Consider the following 26,474-nt stretch of genomic DNA (forward strand, 5'->3'; position numbering starts at 1 on the left):
CCCTTAGGGTATGTTAGTCAATGACCTTGCTTAATAAAAAAAGAACAACGTTACTCTAAATAAAATGAGTACATTGTTCTCTTATTCATGATAGCTATGAATACTAAAAGAAATCAGATGGTTTAAAATGACTTAAATCTAAATCTTTAAAATTATTGAAGTTTGGATGAGTGATAGATCGTATAAGTTCACCACTTTTAGCTTCATTATAGTATTGGTTGGCTTCATTCATTAAATCATGATCTTGAACTGTTTTTACAAGCCCTAAAATGATAAGAATGGTAATGATACCCTTTAGAATACCTTTCATGTTGTAACACTCCTTTTTATCTTTATCTCTATATGAGTCGTTGTTTAGATTAATTATATTATAAAGACTCTATGTTAAAATTTCATGCATCTCTAGTACGGACTTTGTATCATTCAAAAGTAGTAAGCATAGTCATTTTGTTTTAAAAATCAAAGAAATGGGAACGGTTAAGTAAATAAAGAAGGAGTGAAGAGGTATGGACTTATTAGATTTTCATAAAAAAATTAAAGGTTATACACAAGAAAAACAACCAGGTTCTGAAAAAGATATGGATCCTAGACCTATTGCTGAAATGGAAGAATACAAGGCAGGCGGTAAACTAAAAGGAAAAGTCGCATTAATCACTGGTGGTGACTCCGGTATTGGTCGTTCAGTAGCTATTTTATACGCCAAAGAAGGCGCTGATGTCGCTATTGGTTATTATAATGAACATGAAGATGCTGAAGATACCATCAATCGTTTAAAAGAAATCGGCGTTAAAGCAAAAGCATATTCTCATGATTTAAAAGATGCTGATCAATCAAAAAAACTTGTTGAAACTGTTGTTAACGATTTTGGCGGTCTTAATATATTAGTAAATAATGGTGGCGTGCAATTTCCTAATGAAGACTTTTTAGATATTAAACCAGAACATTTCAATGAAACATTTAAAACAAATATTTTTGGTATGTTCTTCTTAACACAAGCTGCAGTACCTCATTTAAGTAAAGGTGATGCAATTGTTAATACAACAAGTGTAACGGCTTATCGTGGTTCTGGTCACCTTATTGATTACTCAGCAACTAAAGGTGCTATTGTGTCGTTCACACGTTCTATTGCAACATCATTGATGGAAAAAGGAATTCGTGTTAATGGTGTAGCGCCAGGTCCAATTTATACTCCATTAATTCCATCAACATTTGATGAAGATAAGGTAGAAAATCAAGGTGGAGATACACCAATGGGTCGACGTGGTCAACCTGCTGAACTTGCGCCAGCTTATGTATTCTTAGCAAGTTATGCAGATAGTTCTTATATTACAGGTCAAATTATCCATGTTAATGGTGGCGATTATATTACGTCTTAGTATGTAGTACTTATGAAGATAATAAAGTATTCTGTCTACGTATAGCGTAGGGAGAATACTTTTTATATTTATAGAAAGAAAAGAGGAAAAGACAATGACTGAAAAAGAAAAAATGTTAGCACACGAATGGTATGATGCAAACTTTGATAAGGAATTAAGAATGGACAGACAGCGTGCTAAAGACTTATGCTTTGAATATAATCATACACGACCTAGTGATATAGAAAAACGCCAAGCGATTTTAAAAGAATTACTTGGCTATGAAGCGAAACAACTTTCAATCAGCAGTCCATTTGACACAGATTATGGTTGGAATATAAAAGTTGGAGAAAACGTGTTTATCAATAGCAATAGTTATTTGATGGATGGTGGTAGCATTACGATCGGCGATAACGTCTTTATAGGACCATCATGTGGACTATATACAGCACATCATCCACTCAATTATCAAGATCGTAATAAAGGATGGGAATTGGCAAAACCTATTCATATAGGAAGTAATATTTGGTTTGGTGCGAGTGTGACAGTGACACCAGGTGTTTCAATTGGTGATGGCTCAGTTATTGCAGCAGGTAGTGTTGTAACAAACGATATTCCACCGAATAGTTTAGCTGCTGGAGTGCCAGCAAAAGTGATAAGAACGATTGATCAAAATGAAACGATAAATATACCTAATCACTAGTAACCAACCTTTAAGCAGTAACACGTATGCTTAAAGGTTGATTTTTATGTAAAATAACAATTTTTATTGAAATTAAATATTTATTATATAATATAATTAAATGATATAATTGTAGAGTGCTGAATGTGTGTATTACTATATGTGCATCATTGAAATAGTTCAATTCATTTTAATGAAACAACTTAAGAGAAATAAAAGCAACTTAGAAAGGATAATGAATATGACACTTAAGACATGTCTTACAAATCAATTAAGACGTAAATTGAATTTTTTATTTAAGCCAATACAAAGAAAAAATAAATCTGCTTATACAAGTAAAGTAATGACTTACGCTAAATATTATAAAAAAAATAACGTTAAGGAATATCAGATACTATATCAAGTGAGAGATGGAAAAAGTATCACAGATAGTCCATATGCAATATTTAAAAGTTTAATTCAACAACCTCGTTATCGTAAATATAAACACATATGGGTAGTAGATCATCACGAAACATTGCTATTTTATAAAGCAAGGTTTAAGTACTATAAAAATGTAGAGTTTGTTATTAAAGAATCAAGAGAATATTTGAAAGCATTAACGGAGAGTAAGTATTTAATTAATAATTCTACTTTTCCATACTATTTCATTAAAAAGCCAAAACAAATGTATATCAATACATGGCATGGGACACCTTTAAAATATATGGGATTAGACATTGAAAATAGTCTTTATGGTTCTCAAAATATTATTAAAAACTTTTTAAGCAGCGATTACTTAATTAGTCCTAATCACCATACGACGACGATTTTTAAACGAGCCTTTAGACTTGAAAATATTTATGGTGGAGAATTTTTGGAAATTGGATATCCTAGAATCGATTTAACTTTAAATTCAAATCGAAAAGACATGATTAGCGAGTTGAATCATTATCTTCATATTAGTAAAGAACAAAGTATTTTATTGTATTGTCCAACTTGGAGAGGCGAGGATGTCAATGCACCAGAGGCAAGTTTAAATCATATCGTTGAAGAAGTTGAAAAACTTAAACATCATCTAGATTATCAAGTGTTAGTCAAAGTCCATCCTTATTTATATAAAGACGCGCTTAAAATAAAACGTTTAAAACCTTATTTAATTCCTGATTATTTTGATACCAATGAAATATTAGCGATCGTCGATTTAATGATTACAGATTATTCAAGTATCTTCTTTGACTATTTAGTAACCAATAAACCGATTGTCTTCTATACTCCAGATTTGGATGAATATCAATCATCACGAGGTATGTATATTGCTAATCGTGACCTACCTGGTCCTGTCGTTCATCATATTGAAGATGTGATTACAGCGATCAAGCAAAAAGTATATGATGATGATTCAGTAAAGAAAAAATATCAATATTTTAAACGTCAATATACCTATCTAGATGATGGAACTGTTACTGAAACACTTATTAACATACTGTTTGAGGGTAAACGTAAGCGTCCTAAACGTAAGATCTGTGCTAAGAAAAGAGTGTTAATTTATCCTGGTGGTATGAAAAATAATGGTATTACAACGTCTATCATTAATTTATTAGAAAATGTCGATTATGAAAAATACGACATTACATTGTTTACTAATAAAAGTAAAAATCTTGAAGTTTTAAATAACTTAAATCGTATTAATAAGAACGTTAGAATTATTTTGAGAGTACCTCCATTAGCAGCATCATTGAAAGAAATGTATAGTATCGATTTCGTAAGACAGAGAGGATTAAAAAGTACGTTAGAACATTTGATATATCCGAAGAAAGTATACGAAAGAGAAATGCGAAAAGTATTTGGTCATAGCCAATTCGACTATGCGATTGATTTTAGTGGGTATTCTATGTTTTGGGCTAATTTAATTTTAGCAACAAAAGTAAAACGTAAATTGATTTATTTACATAGTGATATTAAAGCAGATATGGAAAGAAAAGTTAACGGTGTTAAAATACATTATCAAAATTTAAAAGGTGTACTCTCGCTGTATAGTCAATTTGATCAATTAGTATGTGTATCCGATGCTTCTAAAGATCAAAATAAACAGAAGATCAATGATAAATCATTGAATAAGAAATTTGTTACTTCCAGAAATACGATTAATTTGAATAAAATCAATCAACTAAAATTAGATGACTCTGAAAAATTTGAAAAACAACACCAATCCGTACTCGTACGCATCAATAATAGGGATATAAGTTCAGTACCATTTAAGGAAGACGATTTCAAAATTGTAACTGCAGGACGATTATCACCTGAAAAAGGTTTTGACTTACTTATTGATGCATTTAGTAAAGTACATGTCAGTCATCCGCATACAAAGTTATATATTATGGGGGAAGGTCCTATCCGTGTTCAATTAGAACAACAAATAAAAAGGTTGAAATTAGAAAAACATGTCTTTTTATTAGGCCAAAGGAAGAATCCATACTATATCATGAAACAAGCAGACGTCTTCTGCTTAACGTCTCATTATGAAGGACAATCAATGGTATTACTTGAAGCATTAACTTTAAAAGTTCATATTATCGCGTCAGATATTATAGCAAACCGCTATGTACTCGGTAATGGTAAATATGGTACTCTTGTGAGTCATGATATTGATGATATCACAGTGGCATTAGAACAGTGTATTCAAAAACGACCATCTCAATATGAAGTATTTAATGCACAAGAATATAATCAATTAGCACTTAAAGAGTTTTATAAACTACTCAAATAGTAAAAAACGGTTAGCATATTAATAAAAGCTAACCGTTTTTCTATTAAATAGTGATGTTGTTATGTTTATTATAAGTCAAATAAGCTGTAATACCTTCTTCAATACTATATCTAGGATTGTAACCTAATGCTTTGAGCGGGGTAATGTCAGCACAAGAATGTTTAATATCTCCAAGACGTGGGGCTTCAAATTGATAAGGTATATGATAATCAAAGCCATGTTCGAACGATTGAAAAACAGCTTTCAAATTTGTTTGTGTTCCTGTGCCTACGTTATAGATAAAACCATCCGTTAGAGTAGTATTAAGAACAATTGATAGAGCATTGATTAAATCATCGATATAAACAAAATCACGTGTTTGTTCACCATCTCCATAAAATGTAAAGGTTGAATGATTTAAAAACTTAGTATTCATAATAGAAATGACTCCTGAATAATCAGATGTTGGATTTTGTCTAGGACCGTAAATATTAAAGAATCTTAAACAAGTACAAGGAATTTGATATAAATGATTATAAATCTTAGTATATTGTTCTCCGGTGTACTTTTGAATAGCATATGGAGATAATGGAAATGGTTTCGATTGTTCTACAGATTTAGGTAAATCGGGTAGATGACCATAAATAGCTGCAGAAGAAGCAAATATGACTTTTTTAATATTTGGATTATATATTCGAATTGCTTCTAATATATTGACAGTAGCATCTATATTAATACGATTGGATAATTCTGGTTTTTCAATAGTTTTTACTACACTTACCATAGCAGCTAAATGAATGACAAAATCAAATTGTTCTTTTTGTATTAACTGTGTTACAAATTCAAAATCGGTGATGTCTTTGATATAAATATGTTCATTGTTCACAAAAGGTATATTCTTTAAAAAGCCGGAACTTAAGTTGTCAATAATATGTACTTCTGTGTCATGTTTCATAAAATATTCTGCTACATGGGAGCCAATAAAACCTGCTCCCCCAGTGATAAGTACTTTCATATAAATACTTCCTTTTCTAGATGTCGGTTAATTATGTTGTGATTATTATACTTTATTTTATTTAAATTATAAATTATTTATATAAAAATGTACTGATAGGGCTATATTGGTATTTGAAGAAAAGTTTAAACAAACAATTTTGTAAGCGGTTGCAAATAAAGGAGTAAGCATAGTAAAATGAAGTTAATGATAGAAAATATCATGATTAAGAAACAAAGGGTTAGAGAATGAATTTAAATATTTAAAAACATATAGGGGGTAATGAAGTATGGTAGTACCTTTCAAAAATGAACCTGGTATTGATTTTTCTGTACAAGAAAATGTTGAAAGATTTCAAAAAACGTTAGAAAAAGTAAAACATAGCTTAGGCCAAACGCTTCCTATTGTCATTGATGGTGAACATATCATTAAGGATGATACATTCGATTCAATTAATCCAGCGAATACATCTGAATTAGTAGCTAAAGTGTCAAAAGCGACAAAAGACGATGTAGATAACGCATTTGAATCTTCAAACAAGGCTTATGACGCATGGCGTAAATGGTCACACAAAGATCGTGCTGAATTAATGCTTCGTGTCGCAGCAATCATTCGTCGTCGTAAAGAAGAAATTTCAGCAGTCATGGTATATGAAGCGGGTAAACCTTGGGATGAAGCAGTTGGAGATGCGGCTGAAGGTATTGATTTTATAGAATATTATGCTCGTTCAATGATGGAACTTGCAGATGGTAAACCGGTCTTAGATCGTGAAGGTGAACACAATCAATATTTCTATAAACCGATTGGTACAGGTGTAACCATTCCACCTTGGAACTTCCCATTTGCAATTATGGCGGGTACAACATTAGCACCAGTGGTTGCAGGTAATACGGTGTTATTGAAACCTGCTGAAGACACAGTGCTTACTGCATATAAACTGATTGAAATTTTAGAAGAAGCAGGCTTACCTAAAGGTGTGGTAAACTTTGTGCCTGGTGATCCTAAAGACATTGGTGATTACTTAGTTGATTCTGTGCATACACATTTTGTGACATTCACGGGGTCTCGTGCAACAGGAACACGCATTTACGAGCGTAGTGCAGTTGTACAAGAAGGTCAAACTTTCTTAAAACGTGTGATTGCTGAAATGGGTGGTAAAGATGCGATTGTAGTAGATGAAGGTGTAGATACAGACTTAGCTGCACACTCTATTGTAACGTCAGCGTTTGGATTCTCCGGTCAAAAGTGTTCAGCATGTTCACGTGCCATTGTGCATAGCGCTGTTTATGATGAAGTCTTAGAAAAGGCAATTGAGTTAACAAAAGATTTAACAGTAGGTAATACTGTTGATAATACATTTATGGGACCTGTTATTAATAAAAAACAATTCGATAAAATTAAAAAATATATTGAAATTGGTAGTAAAGAAGGAAAAATTGAAATTGGTGGAGAAGCGGATGATTCAACAGGTTACTTTATCCATCCAACAATCATTTCAGGATTAACATCTTCTGATCAAGTGATGCAAGAAGAAATCTTTGGCCCTGTAGTTGGCTTCACCAAATTCGATAACTTTAATGAAGCCATTGATATTGCAAATGATACAGATTATGGCTTAACAGGCGCGGTCATCACAAACAATCGTGAACATTGGATTCAAGCTGTAAATGAATTTGATGTAGGTAACTTATATCTAAATCGTGGATGTACTGCAGCTGTTGTAGGTTACCACCCATTTGGTGGTTTCAAAATGTCAGGTACAGACGCTAAAACAGGCAGTCCTGACTATTTATTAAACTTTTTAGAACAAAAAGTGGTATCAGAGATGTTTTAACATCACTAAGTGGTAGGTGCTGTGGAAAGTCGAATTCGTTCGATTTTCCACAGCTTTTTTATACTCTCAAAAAAATAAATACGCTAAACAATGTATGAATCATATCTAAAATTTATGAAAAATGAATAAATAAATGATTGTAAAAGTAAGTGAAAAAGGTTATCATTTAAGTGTTGAGAATGATTATTAATTACAAATAGAAAGTGTGACTGGAATGATAAATGTAAACACTGCATCAAAAGATAAAAAGTATGTAGTTAAACAAATTGATATTCAAAATAAAAATATGCTATATCGTTTAGGTGCCTTTGGCTTAAATGTAGGTAGTAAAATCAGTATTAAACAAAAGTGCTTGTTAAATGGACCAAGTGTTGTTGAAATTAATGGCCAATGTGTAAGCATTCGTCAACGTGATGCACGTTTAATTATGTTAGAGGAGTAAGCCTATGCACGAAAGCTTCTGTATATTAGGTAATCCAAATGTAGGAAAGACATCATTGTTTAATGCACTAACCGGTTCGTATGAATACATTGGAAACTGGAGTGGCGTTACAGTTGAAAAGAAAGTTGGACAATTAAAGAAAGATATTGGCAATTTAATCGATTTACCGGGTATTTATGATTTATCACCTATTTCTAAAGATGAAACAGTTGTCACAGACTATCTGATGACAAATACATTTACAGGTATGATTAACATTATTGATGCCAGTCAATTAAAGAGAAACCTTCAACTGACAATACAATTAATGGAATTAAATGAACCTATTATCATTGGATTAAACATGGTAGATGTGGCAACGCAAAGAGGTATTAAAATTAAATATGAAGATCTAATGAGAAAACTGAAAGTACCTGTATTTCCCATCGTTGCTCGTAAAGGAAAAGGTACGGAGGAATTGCTAAATGAATTGTCTTTTTTACATCCAAAAGAAAAACGACACTTCAAAATCAGTTATGGTAAAGAAACTGAAGATGCGATTAAGCAAATGACTTCTATCATTCAAGCACATACTGAATATCCTTCAAAACGTTTACGCTTTATAGCAATTCAGTATTTATTAGACAATCCGGAAATCGAGCGAGAACTACCTTCAGTCATTTCCGAACAAATTGAACCTATTAAAGAGAAGTTAAGTCAACACTTAGATGTATCAATACGACAACATATTGAAATCATTCGAAATCAATACATTGATCGTCTATTAGATGGTGTCGTTGAATATCCGAATGAAGAACAGCAATTTTTAACTGAAAAACTCGATAAAATGATAATGAATAGATACTTAGGTATTCCAATATTTCTAGTCATTATGTGGCTGATTTTTCAAACGACATTTACTTGGATAGGAACACCATTATCAGATCAGCTAGATGCTTTCTTTAGCGGACCACTCACAGATTGGTTAAAGGCAGGCATGCATTATATACATGTTGCGCCATTTCTACAAAATTTGATTACAGATGGTATTGTAGCTGGAGTAGGTTCAGTCTTAGTATTTGTGCCACAAATTATTGTATTATTCTTCTTTATTTCACTTTTAGAAGATTCAGGATATATGGCACGAATTGCAGTTTTAATGGATAGAACAATGGAATCAATAGGATTAAGTGGAAAATCATTTATTCCCATGATTATTGGATTTGGTTGTAATGTACCCAGTATTATGGCAACACGGAGTATTGAAAATGAAAAAGAAAGACTAATTACTATTTTAATTGCACCTTTCATGTCATGTTCGGCGCGATTGCCAGTATATGCTATTTTTGTAGGAGTATTTTTTGAAAAGTATCAATCTCTTGTAGTCCTAAGTTTATATGTATTAGGAATTGTAGTGGCATTAATTGTAAGTACATTACTTAACAAGTTTATTCTTAAAAGTGAGAATTCCGTATTTATTGTGGAACTACCTACATATAGAGTTCCATCAATTAAAACGTTATGGAGAAGTACTTGGGAAAAAGCAAAAGGATTTGTAAAAAAAGCAGGAACATTTATTTTTGGTGGTTCTGTAGTCATTTGGGCATTGAGTTACATCGGTCCTCATGGAGTGAATGTACAGATTGATGAAAGCTTCATGCACAGTATTGGAGAATTCTTTGGACATCTCATTGCTCCATTAGGATTTGGTAGTTGGCAAGCAGGCGCTACGTTAATTCCAGGATTCTTAGCTAAAGAAGTCATTGTAAGTTCTATGGCTATCTTGTATTCTTCTAGTGAAGGTGGTTTAGTCAATGTCATTCAACAACAGTTCACACCGTTATCTGCATATGCCTTTATGATTTTTATATTATTATATGTGCCATGTATTTCAACTGTTGCAACAATTCGTAAAGAAACAACATCATGGAAATGGACACTTACAGCATTAATTTATCCAATTTTTACAGCGTATATATTAACATTTGCATTTTATCAAATAACAAAATTACTTATATAAGGATGATGACAATGACTTTATTAATAAACGTAATCATTTTTGTTGCTATTTTTGGTTACGCTGCGTATACATTATATAAATTCTTTAATCGCTCTACTCAAGGAAAATGTGGTAGTTGCGATACAGATTGTAATTGTGATATTAATGCATCTAGCGAGTTAAATGAATTAAAATTAAATCATATAAAAAACAATAATTAATAATAAATAACCCCCGTCGAATTAAGACGGGGGTTATTTATTAAAACGATATAACGATGGTTTGATCAGTAATTAATCGTTTTAATATTAACTAATTTATGAAAAACGTCATCCATTTCTTTAGGCGTAAGTGTTGTCTCCTCATTTTTTTGCCACTCTAAAAAACCACCTATAATTGAACCAAAAACATAGAAAACTAAGCTTTTAGGAATGGTTTCTTCAAGTGCTATCCGATCCATATTTTCATAAACATCATTTTTGATAATATCTATAAGAAACTGATTTCTAACTTTGTTGTATTCATTATCCTCTTTTTGCATGTGTTCGATTCTAGACAATGTTTCACGATTTAATGAATTAGACAAAACTTGAAACGGACGATTAATACGTTCCTTAATATCAATTGCAAAGTAATTTTTCCCAATGACTTCAAGTAAATAGACGAGTAGTTCATATTTATCATAAAAGTGTTTATAAAATGTAGTACGATGAATACCAGCATTTTCACAAATTTTATGAACTGTAATAGAAGAGAAGGGTTCTATTTCTAGTAAAGCATATAAACTACTCGTTAACGCTTTCTTAGTCTTTATCACTCTTAAATCTTTATCATTCATGTCTTTCTCCCCTAACATGTAAACTATAAAATATTTATATAGAGATACATAATATATGATTATAGAATAGAAATATCTATAAATAAATAGAGAATAACTAATAAATTACAATTTAATAAAAGAAATGATTTTTTATGTTTAGCGTTAAATAATTTATAATATAGAAAAGTTTTAACTAGGATGAATAGGGTATACAAATTTTAAAGAAATTAATTAGAATTATAAATAAAAATTAAAAAATTATAGAAAAATAGTATTCTTTATAGAATGATTCAATGATAATTCTATAAAATATAAAAATACTCTATACTGGAGGATGGTAAAATATGAAAGGTAGTAAAAGATTAAATCAAATTAAAGAAGATAATAAAAAACAACTTAAAAAATTATTTAAGTATGACAAAAATAATGCTTTATCATTTAGTAAACCAGATCGTGAAAAAGTTCAAGATAAATTTGGTGTATATGTTATTTTTGATAAAAAAACACCAATATTTGTAGGTCAAACTGGAGGATATTCAACAGGTTATCAACCTATTACGAAAGACTTATTTAACAAAATGGGACAATATAACTTAAAATCTGGTGTAGGCACAACAAAATTTAAAAAAGGCTTAGCTCAACAAAAAGGCTTGAACGAAGACGATATTAAATCAATCACTGCTGAAGATTATGGATTAAAATTCCAATATGTAAATGTTAAAGATGAGCCAGCATTTATCAATATATTAGAAATTTTAGCATTAGAATATGCTAAAGATAAAGGCTATGAATTATATAACTTCAATTAAGAACGATTGTATTCTTAAAATAAACTTAGTATTAAACAGTTATAAATCAATGTGTCAGAATTGATTAATGGAAGCGAGAAGAGGAATTCAAATGAATTCAGTCTCGCTTCTTATTTTTTATTACAATACAATAGAGTAAGGAGGAAGCTATTATGTTCTATTCAATGCTTTATCACTCTCCAGTAGGTAATTTAGAAATCGTTACAGACGGAGAAGTAGTGACGCAATTAGAATATTTATATCAATACACGCATTTACGTTTTCCTACAGATTATGAACTATATATTTTAAAAAAAGTAAAGCGATGGCTTGATGACTATTTCTTAGGAAATAATCCAGAGATTGATTTTCCTTTACAACCTCATGGTACATCTTTTCAACAAGAAGTATGGGCTTATCTTAATACGATCCCATATGGAGAGCTTACTACTTACGGAACCATTGCAAAACATATTGGTCAAGTATTAAACAAACCAAAAATGTCTGCACAAGCTGTAGGTGGAGCTGTAGGAAAAAATCCAATTTCTATCATCATTCCTTGTCATCGCGTTGTAGGAAAAGATGGTAGTTTAACAGGATATGGTGGAACAATTGATAATAAAATTAAATTGTTAGAAATTGAAAATGTGAATATGAGTCAATTATATCGACCATTATACACAACTAAACCATAAATAAAAGGCGCCTAAGACATAATGAGTTGTCTTAGGCGTTTATAATGTTTTGGGGAGATGGGATGACGAATTCATTTTGAGTACATCGTCCCACCTTTTTTAATATCGGATTGATATACATTATTCAGGAGAATGATAATATCTAATATCATCTTCAATGTTTTCTAAATAAAAGATATTTTTATCGTTTTCTACGTTTTCAATCTCATGATTAAAAGATAAATCATCAAAACGTCTGAAGAACGATTCGTATTCTTTTACAGATACTTCTTGACGCTCATTTAATAAAGCTTGATGTGCTTTTTTATCTAAGTGTTGTTCAAAACCTTCCACTACTGTGGCGCTAAAGAATTCTCCCACTGACCCAGAACCATAACTAAATAATCCAATTGTTTGACCAGGAGTTAAAGTTCTGTTTTCAAGTAATGAAATTAAACTTAAATAAAGTGATCCAGTATATATATTACCTACATGACGATTATAGTATACAGCATCTTCATAACCAGACGTTAATCGAGATTGAGTCGTTTCATCAGTATCATTAATGATAGAATCTAATGCTTTTTTGCCCATTTTAGTAAAAGGCACATGGAAACATAATGATTCAAAATCGGATAATGATTTATCTTCACGACGTGCATACTCTTTCCAACTTTCTTGGAATGATTCAATATATGCATCTTTTGATAATGCACCTGCAACAAGTGGATATTTATAACCAGTCGGTCTCCAGAAATCATACACATCTGCTGTATAAGCAACAGCATCATTGTTTAATTGTAAAATGCGAGGCTGATGTGAAATTAACATTGCCACTGCACCAGCACCTTGTGTAGGTTCACCGCCTGACTCGATACCATAACGTGCTGTATCACTTGCAATGACCAATACTTTTTCGTTAGGACGGTTTGCAAGATAATCTTTAGCAAGTTGAATTGCAGGTGTAGCTGCATAGCAAGCTTCTTTCATTTCAAAACAACGTGCAAAAGGTTGGATATTTAATAAATGGTGAATTTGAACTGCTGCGGCTTTAGCGTTGTCGATAGCAGATTCAGTAGCAACGATAACCATTCCAATATGTTTTTTATCATCTTCTGTTATAATATCTTTAGCAGCATTGGCTCCCATTGATACGATATCTTGAGATACTGGACTTACTGCCATTTGTGTTTGTCCAATCCCAATTAAAAATTTGTTTGGATCAACTTGACGAGCCTCTGCAAGCTTCGCCATGTCTACATAGTATTTAGGGACATAAAAATTGATTTTATCGATACCTATATTCACAGGCATGTCATCCTTTCGAATAGTCTAATTTTAACAATACAATACTCTGTATTTTACCAAAATAAATTACTAAAATACAATTATATCTATATTACAGGCAAGGAGATAAAGAATGAAACAAATCGCTATTGTAAGTGCTAAAAGAACGCCAATTGGCAAATATAAAGGGAAATTGAGAAATTATTCAGCTGTTGAACTAGGTACAACAGCTTTAAAAGGAGCTATTGAATCAATTGATATCGATCCATCTCTTATTGAACAAGTTATTTTCGGAAATGTCTTACAAAGTGGTATAGGACAAAACTCTGCACGACAAATTGCTATTAAATCAGGTATTCCTGATACAACTCCAGCGATGACGATTAATGAAGTATGTGGTTCAGGACTTAAAGCAATTATTTTAGGGAAGCAACTTATTCAATTAGGAGAAGCTAAAGTCGTTGCTGTTGGTGGTGTTGAAAGTATGACTAATGCACCTAAACTTATTTTAAAAGACGGAGAAGACCCTGTAGAAAGTTTTATGCATGATGGATTAACGGATGCTTTCCATTATGTTCCGATGGGTGTCACAGCAGAAAATATAGCTGAAAAATATCATGTAACACGTGAAATGCAAGACGAGTTTGCTAACCATTCTCATGCTAAAGCTGCAAAAGCCGTGGAAGAAGGTAAATTTGATAACGAAATTATAAAAATGACAGACGCTGAAGGTAATGAGATGACTTCTGATGAAGGTATAAGATCAAATAGTAGTGTTGAAAAATTATCTACTTTGAAAACAATATTTAAAGAGAATGGAACAGTCACTGGTGGTAATGCTTCGAGTATTAATGATGGATCATCTGCCCTTATTTTAATGGAAGCAACATTTGCAAAAGAACATGGATTTGAAATTCTTGGCATAGTAGGAGATTACGCTGAAGTAGGTTGCGATCCACAATACATGGGTTATGCACCTTTTTATGCAGTAGAAAAATTATTAGAAAAAACACATCAAAACATTAATGATATTGATATTATAGAAATGACTGAAGCATTTGCAGCTCAAAGTATACCTGTTAAGGATCATTTAAAAATTCCTGATAGCATTTTAAATATTTATGGTGGTGCCATTGCATTAGGACATCCTATTGGTGCAAGTGGTGCACGTCTCGTTACAACACTTGTGAATGCTTTAGAACAAGAACATCAACATGCAGGTATCGCAACAGCTTGCATTGGTGGAGGACTAGGCATTGCTTTAATGATTGAAAAGGGAGTACATTAATATGAAAAGTTTAGATAAAAACTTTCGTCATTTATCAAGAGAAGATAAATTAAAACAATTAGTAGACTACGGATGGTTAGATAAAACGAATTATCAAACATTATTAAGCAATCCAGTTATTGATGAGGAAGTGGCAAACAGTCTCATCGAAAATGTCATTGGCCAGGGTACGTTACCAGTTGGATTATTACCTAAAATTATCGTAGATGAAAAAGAATATGTGGTACCTATGATGGTTGAAGAGCCGTCAGTTGTTGCTGCTGCGAGTTATGGAGCGAAACTTGTTAACCAAACTGGAGGATTTAAAACGATAAAAAGTGAACGATTGATGATTGGACAAATCGTATTTGATGATGTTAAAGATACAGAAGACTTAACACAACGCATTCAAAAACAAGAAAACCAAATTAAACGTATTGCAGATGAAGCCTATCCTTCTATCATCCGTCGTGGGGGTGGCTATCGTGGTATTGACATAGATGCGTTTCCTAATGAACAGTTATTATCTCTTAAAGTATTTGTTGATACTAAAGATGCGATGGGCGCAAATATGCTTAATACCATTTTAGAAGCAGTGACAGCCTATCTAAAAAATGAGTTAACAGATCAAGAGATATTAATGAGTATCTTATCTAATCATGCAACGTCTTCTGTTGTAAGGGTAGAAGGTGAGATTGATATCAATGATTTAAATCGCGGCGATTATTCTGGTGAAGAAGTAGCTAAGAGAATGGAGCGTGCGTCAGTGCTTGCACAAGTCGATATTCATCGGGCAGCAACACATAACAAAGGAGTCATGAATGGAATTCATGCCGTTGTTCTAGCTACAGGTAACGATACACGAGGTGCTGAAGCAAGTGCGCATGCTTATGCAGCACGTGATGGTCAGTATAGAGGCATGGCCACGTGGAAATATGATAAAGCCCGTGGACGTCTTGTGGGCACAATTGAAGTACCGATGACTTTAGCCATCGTTGGCGGAGGAACGAAAGTATTACCAATCGCGAAAGCTTCTCTAGACTTACTCAACGTTGAGTCTGCTAGAGAATTAGGACATGTAGTGGCTGCAGTAGGTTTAGCACAGAACTTTTCAGCTTGTAGAGCCCTTGTTTCAGAAGGTATTCAAAAAGGACATATGAGTTTGCAATATAAATCATTAGCGATTGTTGTAGGCGCTAAAGGTGAAGAAATTTCAAAAGTTGCTGAGCAACTTAAACAAGAACCTAAAGCAAATACCGAAGCGGCTAAACGTATTTTAAAATCAATACGTCAATCTTAAAAATAAGCCATGAGAATTTAGAAATGGAAGAGATTCCATCACTAAACTTTCATGGCTTATTATGTTATGTCAATTAATAAATGTAATTGTAATTACGCGCAGCAGATGCACTAATATAACGCGTACTGTAGGCTAGTGGACGGTTATAATTATATTCTGAAACAAGAATTTTTCCACTACTGTAAACACGTTCAACGATGGCAACATGACCGTAATATCCTGCAGTTGATTGCATAATAGCATAGCGTTTAGGCTTATGTCCTGTTCTATAACCAGCACGCTGAGCTCTATAGTACCAGTTTTTGGCATTACCCCATTGATTTGAAACAGGTTTACCTAATTGAACACGGCGTTGATATGCCCACCAAGTACATTGATATTTATTATAATAGTTATAACCAGCTGCTTCAGAAGTATGTGTATGTTCAACATTTTGATATGTATAAGTTCCAGTAAAAATAATTGTCGTAGCTAATATTAGACGTAAAATGAATGTTTTAATTTTCATTAAGTTCTCCTTAAAAATCAAATAATTTAAAATCTAAAATAATAATATTATTTAAAAAGTTGTAATACAATATAAGAAATGAATTATACAAATAACTGTAATACTTCTGAAATATACGTAATATACTGTAGCTAAATTTTTGTATAAAAAAAGACGCCACGATGGCGCCTTAGTGAGATGATACTTCCATGTAATGTATAACTACATTTTATTGAAATCATACATCTGTGAATTGGTTAAAAACAGCTAATGCTCTTTTAACACTAGTCACCGGTATGTTTTCAAGACACGGATTTGTTCGAAAATATAGCAATATTTCGTTTTGGCTCTTCACGTCTTTAGGAAAAGTGTTATCTTGATTAATCCAATTTACCAATTCACCTAATGGTGTGTCATCGCCTATAAAATTTTGCATAAATTCGTAAAAGCTCAATTCATCACCTCATATTCGCTTGAGCCGATTTTGATTATAACATTTTTTGTAATTTGAAAATATAGTTTTGTTTATATGAAAAATAATTTATTTATAAATATTATTTTTCCATAAAGTATACATATTTGAGTCAGTTCTCGAATGAATTCAAATTGAATGAATTTACATTTTTTTTACAAAAATAATGTATAATAAAAAAAAGAATTTTTTAAGAAGGTGAGCAATTGGATATCAAGCATATGAAATATTTTATGGAAGTTGTGAATCAAGGTGGTATGACAAATGCTTCTAAATCTTTATATATTGCTCAACCAACTATAAGTAAAGCAATAAAAGATATTGAAAAAGAATTAGACATGCCTTTATTCGATCGACAAAAACGTTATTTAGTTCTTACAGATGCAGGAAAAGTGTTTTATAAAAAATGTGAAGAAATTTTAGCATTATATGATAATATTCCAAATGAAATTAATGGCTTGCTTGGTTTAGAAACAGGTCATATTAATATTGGGATGTCAGCAGTGATGGATATGCAACAGTTTATTAATATTTTGGCGGAGTTTCATAAATTATATCCAAACGTTACCTATAGTCTTAATGAAAGTGGGGGTAAATCGATTGAAAATCGTTTGATTAACGATCAAATAGACATTGGCATTACGACCATTCCTATAGATGAGAACACATTTGATTATGTGTCTTTATATAGTGAAGATTTAAGACTTATAGTGAGTGAAGAACATCAGTTAGCTAAGCGTTCATCTGTGACTATGGCTGATTTGAAAAATGAAGATTTTATATTATTCAATGAGGACTTTTATCTTAATGATAAAATTATAGCTGCTGCAAAAAATGCTGGTTTTATCCCAAATACAGTGTCCAATGTATCACAATGGAATTTCATCGAATATTTAGTCATAGCACGATTAGGCGTTAGTATTTTACCAGAACATATTGCCAAGATGTTAAAAGATGAGATTAAAAGTATAAAAATTGAAGACTCAGGTATGAGCTGGGAACTTGGAGCAATTTGGAAAAAAGATAAACTTTTAAGTTATGCAACTTCTAAATGGATAAAATTTATGACTGAGAGATTGGAAAACAAGTAAACGGTTCATTTTTACAAATAGTGAAAAACCTTAACGTAGGTTCTCTCACTATTTTTTTATTTTTAAAACGGTTCCATAGAAAATAACTATAAGTTATATATAAAATCAATATTTTTATAATCTATCAATATAGATTACAATTTTGAATATAGACTAAAAAATCGCTGTAACAAATTCGACAAATTTATGGAGGTCAGTCGTTTTGAAAAAAGCATTAAATATTATAGAGATTATTCTTCAAATCGTATTGGTGGTAGCGATTAGTATTATAGGTTCACTGCTACAAAAATGGCTACATATACCATTAGCAGGAAGTATTATCGGTATGATATTATTTTATATTTTATTACATTTTAAAATTATTCGTGTTGAATGGGTTTCTAAAGGAGCCGACTTCTTATTAACTACAATGGTCTTCTTCTTTATTCCTTCAGTTGTAGGAATTATGGATATTGTTTCTAATATCACTACAAGTTATATTATTTTCTTCCTCTTGATTATTATTGGTACAAGCTGTGTGGCACTTGTTTCTGGATTTATTGCTGAAACAATGTCTAAGAAAAAACCTCATACTAAGAAAGGAAATCATTAAAAATGGATATATTAAAAGGCGTTTTAATGATATTATTAACTGTTGTAATGTATAAACTTGCTCAAATATTACAACGTAAATATAATAACCCATTATTGAATCCAGCATTAATCGGTTCACTTGGAATAATTATTGTTTTACTTTTAACACGTCAAAACTATCACGATTACATGATTGGCGGTCAATGGATTAACCATCTATTAAATGCCACTGTTGTATGTCTTGCTTATCCACTTTATAAAAATAAAGATAAGATTGTAGAAAATATTGGGGTCATTTTTTCAAGCGTCATGGCTGGCGTGATATTGAATTTTGTGTTAGTGTTTAGTTCGTTAAAGTTATTAGGTTACTCAGAAGAAACAATCGTAACTATACTACCTAGATCAATCACAGCTGCTGTAGGAATTGAAGTTTCTCAAGAACTTGGAGGTACAGATACGATTACAGTCCTGTTTATCATTACTACTGGATTGATAGGTAGTATGATGGGTTCAATGCTACTTAAGGTTGGTCAATTTAAAACATCAATCGCGAGAGGTTTAACATACGGAAATGCATCACATGCTTTTGGAACTGCAAAAGCGTTAGAACACGACATCGAATCTGGCGCATTTAGCTCAATTGGAATGATTTTAACAGCAGTTATTAGTTCAATTCTTATTCCAATTATGATTAAGTTGTTTTACTAAAGGGAATACAGAAATAAAATGTATATTTAGGAAAGGGGCTATTTAATCAAATGGCGAAGATTAAAGCAAATGAAGCATTAGTTAAAGCATTACAAGCTTGGGATATTGATCACTTATGGGGTATTCCAGGTGACTCAGTTGACGCAGTAGTAGATAATTTAAGAACAGTTAGAGATACTTTCAAATTTTATCATGTACGTCATGAAGAAGTTGCAAGCTTATCAGCTGCAGCATATACAAAGTTAACAGGTAAAATCGGTGTAGCTTTAAGTATTGGTGGACCTGGGATTGTTCACTTATTAAATGGTATGTATGACGCTAAAATGGACCGTGTACCTCAACTTATTATTACAGGTCAAACGAATAGTACATTATTAGGTACAAAATTCTTCCAAGAAACTAACATTTCTAAAATGGTTGACGACGTAGCAGTATTCCATCACCAAGTTCAAAAAGGCGATGACTTATTTGAAATTACAAATGAAGCGATTCGTACTGCATATGAAAAAAATGGTGTAGCCGTTATTATTTGTCCAAATGATCTATTAACTCAAAAAATTAAAGACACTACAAATCGTCCAGTAGATACGTCTAGACCAGTGTTACCAACACCATCTTATCGTAGCATTAAAAAAGCTGCTAAATTAATTAACAAAAGTAAAAAACCAGTTATGCTTGTTGGGGTAGGTGCAAAAAATGCTTCAACTGAATTACAAGACTTCATTGAAGCAGCTAAAATCCCTGTAATTCATACATTACCAGCTAAAACTGTTTTACCTGATTCACATCCATACAGTGTGGGTAACTTAGGTAAAATTGGTACAAAAACGTCTTATCAAACTATTCAAGATGCTGATTTATTAATCATGGCTGGTACTAACTTCCCTTATGCAAATTACTTACCTAAGAAAAATATTAAAGCGATTCAAATCGACACAAATCCAAACGTAATTGGTGAACGTTTCGATATTAATGTTGGTATTGTTGGTGACGTTAAATTAGCATTCCATCAATTAACTGAAGCAATCAAACCAGTACCTCATCGTTCATTCTTAGACAAAACGTTAAAACGTAAAGCTGTATGGGATAAATGGATGGAAAAAGACATGAATAATACAAGTGCTCCAATTCGTCCAGAACGTTTAATGAAAGCTATCAATGATTACAGTAAAGATGACGCTGTATACTCAATCGATGTTGGTACTTCAACTGTTTGGGGTACACGTTACTTAGACTTAAATGTTAATAATAAATTTATTATCTCAGCATGGTTAGGTACAATGGGTTGCGGTCTTCCAGGTGCCCTTGCTTCTAATATTGCTTACCCAGGTCGTCAAGCAATTGCAATTACTGGTGACGGTGCATTCCAAATGGTAATGCAAGACTTCGCAACTGCTGTTCAATACGATTTACCAATGACAGTCTTCGTATTAAATAACAAACAATTATCATTCATCAAATATGAACAACAAGCTGCTGGTGAGTTAGAATATGCCATTGACTTCTCTGATATGGATCATGCTAAATTCGCTGAAGCTGCTGGTGGTAAAGGTTATGTATTAAAAGACCCTAACCGTATTGATGAAATTGTTGAAGCAGCATTAAATGAAAATGTACCAACTGTTGTTGATGTACATGTTGATCCAAATGCTGCGCCATTACCAGGTCAAATCGTTAACGAAGAAGCATATGGTTATGGTAAATGGGCTTACAGATCTATCACAGAAGATAAAGAATTTGACTTTGATAAAGTACCACCAATCTCTGTAGCTGCTAAACGTTTCTTATAAGAAATAGATTCGACACACTGACGAAAGTAATGCTTTTGTCAGTGTTTTTTTATGAATATTTAAATTATAAAAAATGTAAAATATTAGTAAAAAAGATATTGAAAACGCTTTATATTATAGGTATAATTAAATTGTTAAAAAAGAACTGCGTGTTACTATTTAATTAGGCATGAGCAGATAAGCTATCATTATTTTTGTCATAAATGATGGGCTTATTTGGTCATGCTTTTTTAATGCGTAAAAAAGATATATTGAAAGGATTGAATCAAAATGTTTAAAAAGCTATTTGGACAATTGCAACGTATTGGTAAAGCATTGATGTTACCTGTGGCAATCTTGCCTGCAGCTGGATTATTACTAGCAATTGGAACAGCTTTTCAAGGTGAAGCATTACAGCAATATCTTCCATTTATTAAAAATGGAGTAATTCAAAATATTGCTAATATGATGACAGGTGCTGGTGGTATTATTTTTGATAACTTACCTATCATTTTTGCACTCGGTGTAGCAATTGGACTAGCAGGTGGAGATGGTGTAGCAGCCATTGCAGCTTTTGTCGGATTTATTATTATGAATAAAACCATGGGAGCATTCTTAAATGTTACACCAGCACAATTGGAAGATCCATCTAAAGGATTCGCAAATGTTTTAGGCATACCTACACTTCAAACTGGAGTGTTTGGTGGGATTATTATAGGGGCTCTAGCAGCTTGGTGTTATAACAAGTTTTATAATATTTCCTTACCATCGTATTTAGGGTTCTTTGCGGGTAAACGTTTTGTGCCGATTATGATGGCAACGACATCGTTTATTTTAGCTTTCCCAATGGCTTGGATTTGGCCATTCATTCAAAATGGATTAAATGCATTTAGTACAGGTTTGTTAGATTCTAATACTGGATTGGCAGTATTCTTATTTGGATTTATTAAACGATTACTTATTCCATTTGGTTTACATCATATTTTCCATGCGCCATTCTGGTTTGAATTTGGTTCTTGGAAAAATGCAGCTGGAGAAATTATTCGAGGAGATCAACGTATTTTTATTGAGCAAATACGTGAAGGTGTTCATTTAACTTCAGGTAAATTCATGCAAGGTGAATTTCCTGTTATGATGTTTGGATTACCAGCAGCAGCATTAGCAATTTATCAAACAGCTAAACCTGAGAATAAAAAGGTAGTTGGAGGTTTGATGTTATCAGCAGCTTTAACATCATTCTTAACTGGTATTACTGAACCGTTAGAATTTTCATTCTTATTCGTAGCACCATTATTATTCTTTATTCATGCAGTACTTGATGGATTATCATTTTTAACACTTTATCTACTACATTTACATCTAGGATATACATTCTCTGGAGGATTCATAGATTTTGTTTTATTAGGTATTCTTCCAAATAAAACACCATGGTGGTTAGTGATTCCAGTAGGATTAGTTTACGCTGTTATTTATTATGTTGTATTTAGATTCTTAATTGTTAAATTCAACTTTAAAACGCCAGGTCGTGAAGATAAACAAGCCTCTGTAGCTAATACATCTGCAAGTAAATTACCTTTTGATGTGTTAGATGCAATGGGCGGTAAAGAAAATATCAAGCATTTAGATGCTTGTATTACGCGTTTACGTGTTGAAGTCAATGATAAATCTAAAGTAGACGTTGAAGGACTAAAAGCCCTTGGTGCTTCAGGGGTGCTTGAAGTAGGAAATAATATGCAAGCGATTTTTGGTCCTAAATCAGATCAAATTAAACATGATATGGCACGCATTATGAATGGAGATATCACAAAACCTAGTGAAACCACTGTGACTGAAGATACATCAGATGAGCCAGTACAGTTGGAAGAGGTAAAAGAAACGGATATCTATGCACCAGGTACAGGTCATATAATTCCATTATCTGAAGTGCCAGATAAAGTATTCTCAGAAAAAATGATGGGTGACGGTATTGGATTTGTTCCTGAAAAAGGCGAAATTGTAGCACCATTTGATGGTACAGTTAAAACGATTTTCCCAACGAAACATGCCATCGGTTTAGAATCTGATACAGGAATTGAAGTATTAATTCATATTGGTATCGATACAGTGAAATTGAATGGTGAAGGCTTCGAAAGTTTAGTCGATGTCAATGAACCTGTCACACAAGGTCAACCATTAATGAAAATTAATTTAGCATACTTAAAAGAACATGCGCCAAGTGTCGTTACACCAGTGATTATTACAAATCAAGGTGATAAAACATTAACATTCGATGATGTTGATTCAGTAGATGCTGGTAAACGCATTATGACAATTAAGTAATAAAACAAGCCTGGGACATCATATGTGTCTCAGGCGTTTTTAATGTGTTGACAGTCGATGACTGAATTGAAAAGGTGTGGTCTCAAGTTTTTCAATTCTAATCTCTTTGCCATGGCGGGGCGACGAATTCAGAAAGAATTCTGTCCCCCTTACTTTTTATTTAATATACAACATTATTCAGTTATATCATTCTCAATTAATAATTTGATAGCTTTATGATCTGTAGCATTTCTAAATAAGTCATAAGCATTTTCAATGTCACTTAATTTACTATAATGTGTCACGAGTTGTTCTGGTTGAATGATTTTAGATTTGAGAGCTTCCAACAATTCTTCAGTGGTATTAGCAGAAACTAAACCCGTTGTAATGTTGATATTTTTAATCCATAATTTTTCGATATCAAATTGAACGGGTAAGCCGTGAACACCAACATTAGCAATTGTTCCATCGACGCCAATCAACTTTTGACATAAATCAAATGTTGCTGGAATACCAACTGCTTCAATAGCAACATCGACGCCACGATGATTGATATCTTTGATTTGTTGAATTGCTTCATTCACATGATTAGAATTAATTGTATGAGTCGCGCCAAATTTTTTGGCTGTAGCTAAACGATGATCGTCTAAATCAATCATAATTATTTTTGAAGGTGAGTAGAATTGAGCAGTTAATAAAGAAGCTAATCCAACTGGTCCAGCACCTACAATAGCAACAGTGCTTCCAGGTTTTACTTTTCCTTTTAATACGCCAATTTCATAACCAGTCGGTAAAATATCTGAAAGCATCACGAGTGCTTCATCAGATAAAGAAGTAGGAGCATGATATAAAGAATTATCTGCAAAAGGGACTTTCACATATTCTGCTTGCGTACCATCAACAAGATGTCCTAATATCCATCCACCGCCATTTTCACAATGAGCATAGATACCTTTTTTACAGTAATAACATTTGCCACAAGATGAGATACAAGACACAATGACTTTATCGCCGACTTTGAAGTTATTGACATTAGAACCAACAGATTCAACAATACCAATACCTTCGTGACCTAATGTGGTATATTGAGGAACTTCAGGTGTGTCCCCTTTAATAATATGTAAATCAGTACCACAAATTGTTGTTTTGACCATTCTAATAATAGCGTCAGTACTTTCCGTAACAACTGGTTTTTCTTTATCGACGAGCTTAGCTACGCCAGGTTTTTCATAGATGTAAGCTTTCATGTTGATTCCTCCAATATAAATTGTGAATTATTTCACAAACATTATAACATTAATTTAATAAGATGTATTCTATTTTGAAGAGAAAATCATTGAACTCTTGTTAAACGTATTTAACAAGAGGATTTAGATGAAAAAATAAGTGTAACATCGTAAAATAAATATGTATAAGAGAACTAGACCGTTAAATTAAATAAGTAGGTGAAAATATGACTAAAAATATTGAAAGTATAGAACAATTTCATCAATTTATTCAAACGCATCGATTAGTAGTGATTCATGTTATGCGGAATCATTGTTCAGTATGTCATGCGGTATTGCCACAAATTGAAGATATCGTCAATGATTATTCTAAAGTACATTTTGCTGTTATCAATCAATCTAATGTAGAAGCTATTGCGGGAGAACTATCTATATTTACTGTTCCAGTGGATTTAATATTTTTGGACGGAAAAGAAATGCATCGACAAGCGCGTTTTATCGATATGCAAGATTTTGAGCACCAGTTAAGTTTAATGCATGAGAGTTTAAATTAAGTTAAGAAAGCCTAAACACGATAAATGAATTGTTGTGTTTAGGCTTTTTTTACTATTTATTTAAGATTGCTTCAATGATAGCATCAGCACGTTGTTGATGCTCTAAAATAATATGACTTGATTGTTTGAAACGAGTAAGTTCATCTTCTTCTAATTTCAGTTCAATGACACGATCAGCACCATTACCGTTAATCACTGTTGGCGTTCCAATATAAAGGTCATTTAATCCATATTCACCTTCAAGATAACTTGACACATTCATAATCACATTTTTATTAAATAAAATAGCTTCTACAATACGTACTAAACTTAATGATATGCCGAAGTTTGTAGTACCTTTTCGAACGTAAATATCATATCCCACTTGAGTAGTTTGAGAAGCGATAGATTGTTTGAACGCGGTTTGGTCTACTCCTTTATTCAATAAATCAAGAACAGGTTCGCCGGCAATTTGAGCATGAGACCAAACAGCTACTTGAGAATCACCATGTTCGCCAATAACAGGCGCATAGACATTTTGTGGTGCCACATCAAACGTGCGACTTAAGAAAAATTCGAAGCGGGCTGTATCTAATGAAGTGCCTGATCCAATAATTTTATTCTTAGGAAATTGAGACACACGTTTTATGACATAACTCATAATATCGACTGGATTAGATGGAAGTACAAAATAACCATCGAAACCATGAGCAATGACTTTTTGAATCATAGGCACAAAGATATTTACATTATCTTCTAATAATTTTAAACGTGTGTCGCCTTTATCTAATTTTGCACTTGCACAAATGACGACGATATCAGCATCACTACAATCACTATACGAACCAAGATGTACATCTACAAACTTATCTCCAAAAGGTGTAGCATGGTTTAAATCCCATACATCTGCTTTTGCTTTATCTTCATCAATATCAATAATAGCTAGCTCATCGACTAGTCCTTTATCTACAACTGCATGTGCAAACGCAGAACCTACGAATCCACTACCAATAAGCACAATTTTATTTCTTTTCATTCAGCATAACCTACTTTCTAAAATAAAATAAAAATTCTGATAATTGTATTTAGAATAGCACGTATCATTATTTTTTTAAATCTTTAAAAGTTGAATAAGCGATTTACTAAAATATAATGACTATGAGGTATA

At 32.4% G+C, this 26,474-nt stretch carries 25 protein-coding genes; 17 read left to right on the top strand and 8 right to left on the bottom strand.

Annotated features, from left to right (window positions below):
- Positions 1–103 precede the first annotated feature (103 nt).
- Positions 104–310, bottom strand: coding sequence for a hypothetical protein (locus tag NST64_RS01605; RefSeq protein WP_049334771.1), 207 nt, complete (start codon positions 308–310; stop codon positions 104–106).
- 196 nt (positions 311–506) lie between these two features.
- Between NST64_RS01605 and NST64_RS01610 the strand changes: the two genes are divergently transcribed.
- The 3 genes from NST64_RS01610 to NST64_RS01620 all read left to right on the top strand — a co-directional run bounded on the left by NST64_RS01610 (position 507) and on the right by NST64_RS01620 (position 4,786).
- The gene (locus NST64_RS01610) at positions 507–1,376 is read left to right on the top strand and encodes an SDR family oxidoreductase (RefSeq protein ID WP_002449495.1); all 870 of its coding nucleotides are present in this window, start codon (positions 507–509) and stop codon (positions 1,374–1,376) included.
- A 94-nt stretch (positions 1,377–1,470) separates the two neighbouring features.
- Positions 1,471–2,058 (top strand): sugar O-acetyltransferase, encoded by a 588-nt coding sequence (locus NST64_RS01615; RefSeq protein ID WP_107632371.1) that lies wholly within the window; start codon positions 1,471–1,473, stop codon positions 2,056–2,058.
- 220 nt (positions 2,059–2,278) lie between these two features.
- Positions 2,279–4,786 carry a glycosyltransferase gene (locus tag NST64_RS01620; RefSeq protein ID WP_340731023.1) on the top strand — a complete coding sequence of 836 codons (2,508 nt, stop codon included), beginning with the start codon at positions 2,279–2,281 and terminating at the stop codon, positions 4,784–4,786.
- A 43-nt stretch (positions 4,787–4,829) separates the two neighbouring features.
- On the opposite strand, the gene NST64_RS01625 is transcribed toward NST64_RS01620, so the two are convergent.
- A complete protein-coding gene (locus NST64_RS01625; RefSeq protein ID WP_107632373.1) occupies positions 4,830–5,780 on the bottom strand; it encodes an NAD-dependent epimerase/dehydratase family protein in 951 nt (316 codons plus the stop codon).
- Positions 5,781–6,048: 268 nt separating this feature from the next.
- On the opposite strand from NST64_RS01625, the gene pruA reads away from it, so the two are divergent.
- The 4 genes from pruA to NST64_RS01645 all read left to right on the top strand — a co-directional run bounded on the left by pruA (position 6,049) and on the right by NST64_RS01645 (position 10,234).
- Complete coding sequence (gene pruA / locus NST64_RS01630; protein WP_049419029.1) at positions 6,049–7,593, top strand: L-glutamate gamma-semialdehyde dehydrogenase; 1,545 nt, start codon at positions 6,049–6,051, stop codon at positions 7,591–7,593.
- 214 nt (positions 7,594–7,807) lie between these two features.
- Entirely contained in the window at positions 7,808–8,035 is a 228-nt protein-coding gene (locus NST64_RS01635; RefSeq protein ID WP_049414278.1) for a FeoA family protein, read from the top strand.
- Positions 8,036–8,039: 4 nt separating this feature from the next.
- Entirely contained in the window at positions 8,040–10,034 is a 1,995-nt protein-coding gene (gene feoB / locus NST64_RS01640; RefSeq protein WP_049419026.1) for a ferrous iron transport protein B, read from the top strand.
- A gap of 11 nt (positions 10,035–10,045) precedes the next feature.
- Positions 10,046–10,234, top strand: coding sequence for a FeoB-associated Cys-rich membrane protein (locus NST64_RS01645; RefSeq protein ID WP_002449289.1), 189 nt, complete (start codon positions 10,046–10,048; stop codon positions 10,232–10,234).
- A gap of 65 nt (positions 10,235–10,299) precedes the next feature.
- Here NST64_RS01645 and NST64_RS01650 read toward each other — a convergent pair whose 3' ends face one another.
- Entirely contained in the window at positions 10,300–10,851 is a 552-nt protein-coding gene (locus NST64_RS01650; protein WP_107632374.1) for a TetR/AcrR family transcriptional regulator, read from the bottom strand.
- Between the two features lie 326 nt (positions 10,852–11,177).
- On the opposite strand from NST64_RS01650, the gene NST64_RS01655 reads away from it, so the two are divergent.
- Positions 11,178–11,642, top strand: coding sequence for a hypothetical protein (locus NST64_RS01655; protein WP_002449534.1), 465 nt, complete (start codon positions 11,178–11,180; stop codon positions 11,640–11,642).
- 152 nt (positions 11,643–11,794) lie between these two features.
- A complete protein-coding gene (locus NST64_RS01660) occupies positions 11,795–12,316 on the top strand; it encodes a methylated-DNA--[protein]-cysteine S-methyltransferase (RefSeq protein WP_107632480.1) in 522 nt (173 codons plus the stop codon).
- A 120-nt stretch (positions 12,317–12,436) separates the two neighbouring features.
- Here NST64_RS01660 and NST64_RS01665 read toward each other — a convergent pair whose 3' ends face one another.
- Positions 12,437–13,603, bottom strand: coding sequence for a hydroxymethylglutaryl-CoA synthase (locus NST64_RS01665; RefSeq protein WP_039984099.1), 1,167 nt, complete (start codon positions 13,601–13,603; stop codon positions 12,437–12,439).
- A 112-nt stretch (positions 13,604–13,715) separates the two neighbouring features.
- On the opposite strand from NST64_RS01665, the gene NST64_RS01670 reads away from it, so the two are divergent.
- Together NST64_RS01670 and NST64_RS01675 are read left to right on the top strand one after the other, a co-directional pair.
- Positions 13,716–14,870, top strand: a complete 1,155-nt coding sequence (locus NST64_RS01670) for a thiolase family protein (RefSeq protein ID WP_107632481.1) — start codon at positions 13,716–13,718, stop codon at positions 14,868–14,870.
- 1 nt (position 14,871) lies between these two features.
- A complete protein-coding gene (locus NST64_RS01675; protein WP_002449342.1) occupies positions 14,872–16,149 on the top strand; it encodes a hydroxymethylglutaryl-CoA reductase, degradative in 1,278 nt (425 codons plus the stop codon).
- A 73-nt stretch (positions 16,150–16,222) separates the two neighbouring features.
- Here the strand turns inward: NST64_RS01675 and NST64_RS01680 are convergent, their stop codons facing one another.
- Positions 16,223–16,657: a CHAP domain-containing protein gene (locus tag NST64_RS01680; protein WP_002449185.1), complete on the bottom strand. Its 435-nt coding sequence runs from the start codon at positions 16,655–16,657 to the stop codon at positions 16,223–16,225.
- A 217-nt stretch (positions 16,658–16,874) separates the two neighbouring features.
- The gene (locus NST64_RS01685; protein WP_002454831.1) at positions 16,875–17,090 is read right to left on the bottom strand and encodes a sterile alpha motif-like domain-containing protein; all 216 of its coding nucleotides are present in this window, start codon (positions 17,088–17,090) and stop codon (positions 16,875–16,877) included.
- Between the two features lie 224 nt (positions 17,091–17,314).
- Between NST64_RS01685 and cidR the strand changes: the two genes are divergently transcribed.
- The 5 genes from cidR (at position 17,315) to ptsG (ending at position 23,568) form a co-directional block, all read left to right on the top strand.
- Positions 17,315–18,199 carry a cidABC operon transcriptional activator CidR gene (cidR, locus tag NST64_RS01690; protein ID WP_019835139.1) on the top strand — a complete coding sequence of 295 codons (885 nt, stop codon included), beginning with the start codon at positions 17,315–17,317 and terminating at the stop codon, positions 18,197–18,199.
- A 202-nt stretch (positions 18,200–18,401) separates the two neighbouring features.
- Positions 18,402–18,791 (top strand): CidA/LrgA family protein, encoded by a 390-nt coding sequence (locus NST64_RS01695; protein ID WP_002449529.1) that lies wholly within the window; start codon positions 18,402–18,404, stop codon positions 18,789–18,791.
- 2 nt (positions 18,792–18,793) lie between these two features.
- A complete protein-coding gene (locus tag NST64_RS01700; RefSeq protein ID WP_002449420.1) occupies positions 18,794–19,480 on the top strand; it encodes an LrgB family protein in 687 nt (228 codons plus the stop codon).
- A gap of 50 nt (positions 19,481–19,530) precedes the next feature.
- A complete protein-coding gene (locus NST64_RS01705; RefSeq protein ID WP_002449340.1) occupies positions 19,531–21,270 on the top strand; it encodes a pyruvate oxidase in 1,740 nt (579 codons plus the stop codon).
- 270 nt (positions 21,271–21,540) lie between these two features.
- Positions 21,541–23,568, top strand: coding sequence for a glucose-specific PTS transporter subunit IIBC (gene ptsG / locus NST64_RS01710; protein ID WP_002449343.1), 2,028 nt, complete (start codon positions 21,541–21,543; stop codon positions 23,566–23,568).
- A gap of 173 nt (positions 23,569–23,741) precedes the next feature.
- On the opposite strand, the gene NST64_RS01715 is transcribed toward ptsG, so the two are convergent.
- Positions 23,742–24,794 carry a zinc-dependent alcohol dehydrogenase family protein gene (locus NST64_RS01715; protein WP_142805683.1) on the bottom strand — a complete coding sequence of 351 codons (1,053 nt, stop codon included), beginning with the start codon at positions 24,792–24,794 and terminating at the stop codon, positions 23,742–23,744.
- Positions 24,795–25,000: 206 nt separating this feature from the next.
- On the opposite strand from NST64_RS01715, the gene NST64_RS01720 reads away from it, so the two are divergent.
- The gene (locus NST64_RS01720) at positions 25,001–25,327 is read left to right on the top strand and encodes a thioredoxin family protein (RefSeq protein WP_002454835.1); all 327 of its coding nucleotides are present in this window, start codon (positions 25,001–25,003) and stop codon (positions 25,325–25,327) included.
- Between the two features lie 52 nt (positions 25,328–25,379).
- On the opposite strand, the gene NST64_RS01725 is transcribed toward NST64_RS01720, so the two are convergent.
- A complete protein-coding gene (locus NST64_RS01725) occupies positions 25,380–26,342 on the bottom strand; it encodes an L-lactate dehydrogenase (protein ID WP_049432689.1) in 963 nt (320 codons plus the stop codon).
- Positions 26,343–26,474 lie beyond the last annotated feature (132 nt).

This window comes from Staphylococcus sp. FSL W8-1268, assembly GCF_038003965.1.
GTDB lineage: Bacteria > Bacillota > Bacilli > Staphylococcales > Staphylococcaceae > Staphylococcus > Staphylococcus hominis.

Excerpts from the sequence above, each read along its gene's own strand:
- NST64_RS01605 (WP_049334771.1), bottom strand. The coding sequence starts at position 310 with ATGAAAGGTATTCTAAAGGGTATCATTACCATTCTTATCATTTTAGGG.
- NST64_RS01610 (WP_002449495.1), top strand. The coding sequence starts at position 507 with ATGGACTTATTAGATTTTCATAAAAAAATTAAAGGTTATACACAAGAA.
- NST64_RS01615 (WP_107632371.1), top strand. The coding sequence starts at position 1,471 with ATGACTGAAAAAGAAAAAATGTTAGCACACGAATGGTATGATGCAAAC.
- NST64_RS01620 (WP_340731023.1), top strand. The coding sequence starts at position 2,279 with ATGACACTTAAGACATGTCTTACAAATCAATTAAGACGTAAATTGAAT.
- NST64_RS01625 (WP_107632373.1), bottom strand. The coding sequence starts at position 5,780 with ATGAAAGTACTTATCACTGGGGGAGCAGGTTTTATTGGCTCCCATGTA.
- pruA (WP_049419029.1), top strand. The coding sequence starts at position 6,049 with ATGGTAGTACCTTTCAAAAATGAACCTGGTATTGATTTTTCTGTACAA.
- NST64_RS01635 (WP_049414278.1), top strand. The coding sequence starts at position 7,808 with ATGATAAATGTAAACACTGCATCAAAAGATAAAAAGTATGTAGTTAAA.
- feoB (WP_049419026.1), top strand. The coding sequence starts at position 8,040 with ATGCACGAAAGCTTCTGTATATTAGGTAATCCAAATGTAGGAAAGACA.
- NST64_RS01645 (WP_002449289.1), top strand. The coding sequence starts at position 10,046 with ATGACTTTATTAATAAACGTAATCATTTTTGTTGCTATTTTTGGTTAC.
- NST64_RS01650 (WP_107632374.1), bottom strand. The coding sequence starts at position 10,851 with ATGAATGATAAAGATTTAAGAGTGATAAAGACTAAGAAAGCGTTAACG.
- NST64_RS01655 (WP_002449534.1), top strand. The coding sequence starts at position 11,178 with ATGAAAGGTAGTAAAAGATTAAATCAAATTAAAGAAGATAATAAAAAA.
- NST64_RS01660 (WP_107632480.1), top strand. The coding sequence starts at position 11,795 with ATGTTCTATTCAATGCTTTATCACTCTCCAGTAGGTAATTTAGAAATC.
- NST64_RS01670 (WP_107632481.1), top strand. The coding sequence starts at position 13,716 with ATGAAACAAATCGCTATTGTAAGTGCTAAAAGAACGCCAATTGGCAAA.
- NST64_RS01675 (WP_002449342.1), top strand. The coding sequence starts at position 14,872 with ATGAAAAGTTTAGATAAAAACTTTCGTCATTTATCAAGAGAAGATAAA.
- NST64_RS01680 (WP_002449185.1), bottom strand. The coding sequence starts at position 16,657 with ATGAAAATTAAAACATTCATTTTACGTCTAATATTAGCTACGACAATT.
- NST64_RS01700 (WP_002449420.1), top strand. The coding sequence starts at position 18,794 with ATGGATATATTAAAAGGCGTTTTAATGATATTATTAACTGTTGTAATG.
- NST64_RS01705 (WP_002449340.1), top strand. The coding sequence starts at position 19,531 with ATGGCGAAGATTAAAGCAAATGAAGCATTAGTTAAAGCATTACAAGCT.
- ptsG (WP_002449343.1), top strand. The coding sequence starts at position 21,541 with ATGTTTAAAAAGCTATTTGGACAATTGCAACGTATTGGTAAAGCATTG.
- NST64_RS01715 (WP_142805683.1), bottom strand. The coding sequence starts at position 24,794 with ATGAAAGCTTACATCTATGAAAAACCTGGCGTAGCTAAGCTCGTCGAT.
- NST64_RS01720 (WP_002454835.1), top strand. The coding sequence starts at position 25,001 with ATGACTAAAAATATTGAAAGTATAGAACAATTTCATCAATTTATTCAA.
- NST64_RS01725 (WP_049432689.1), bottom strand. The coding sequence starts at position 26,342 with ATGAAAAGAAATAAAATTGTGCTTATTGGTAGTGGATTCGTAGGTTCT.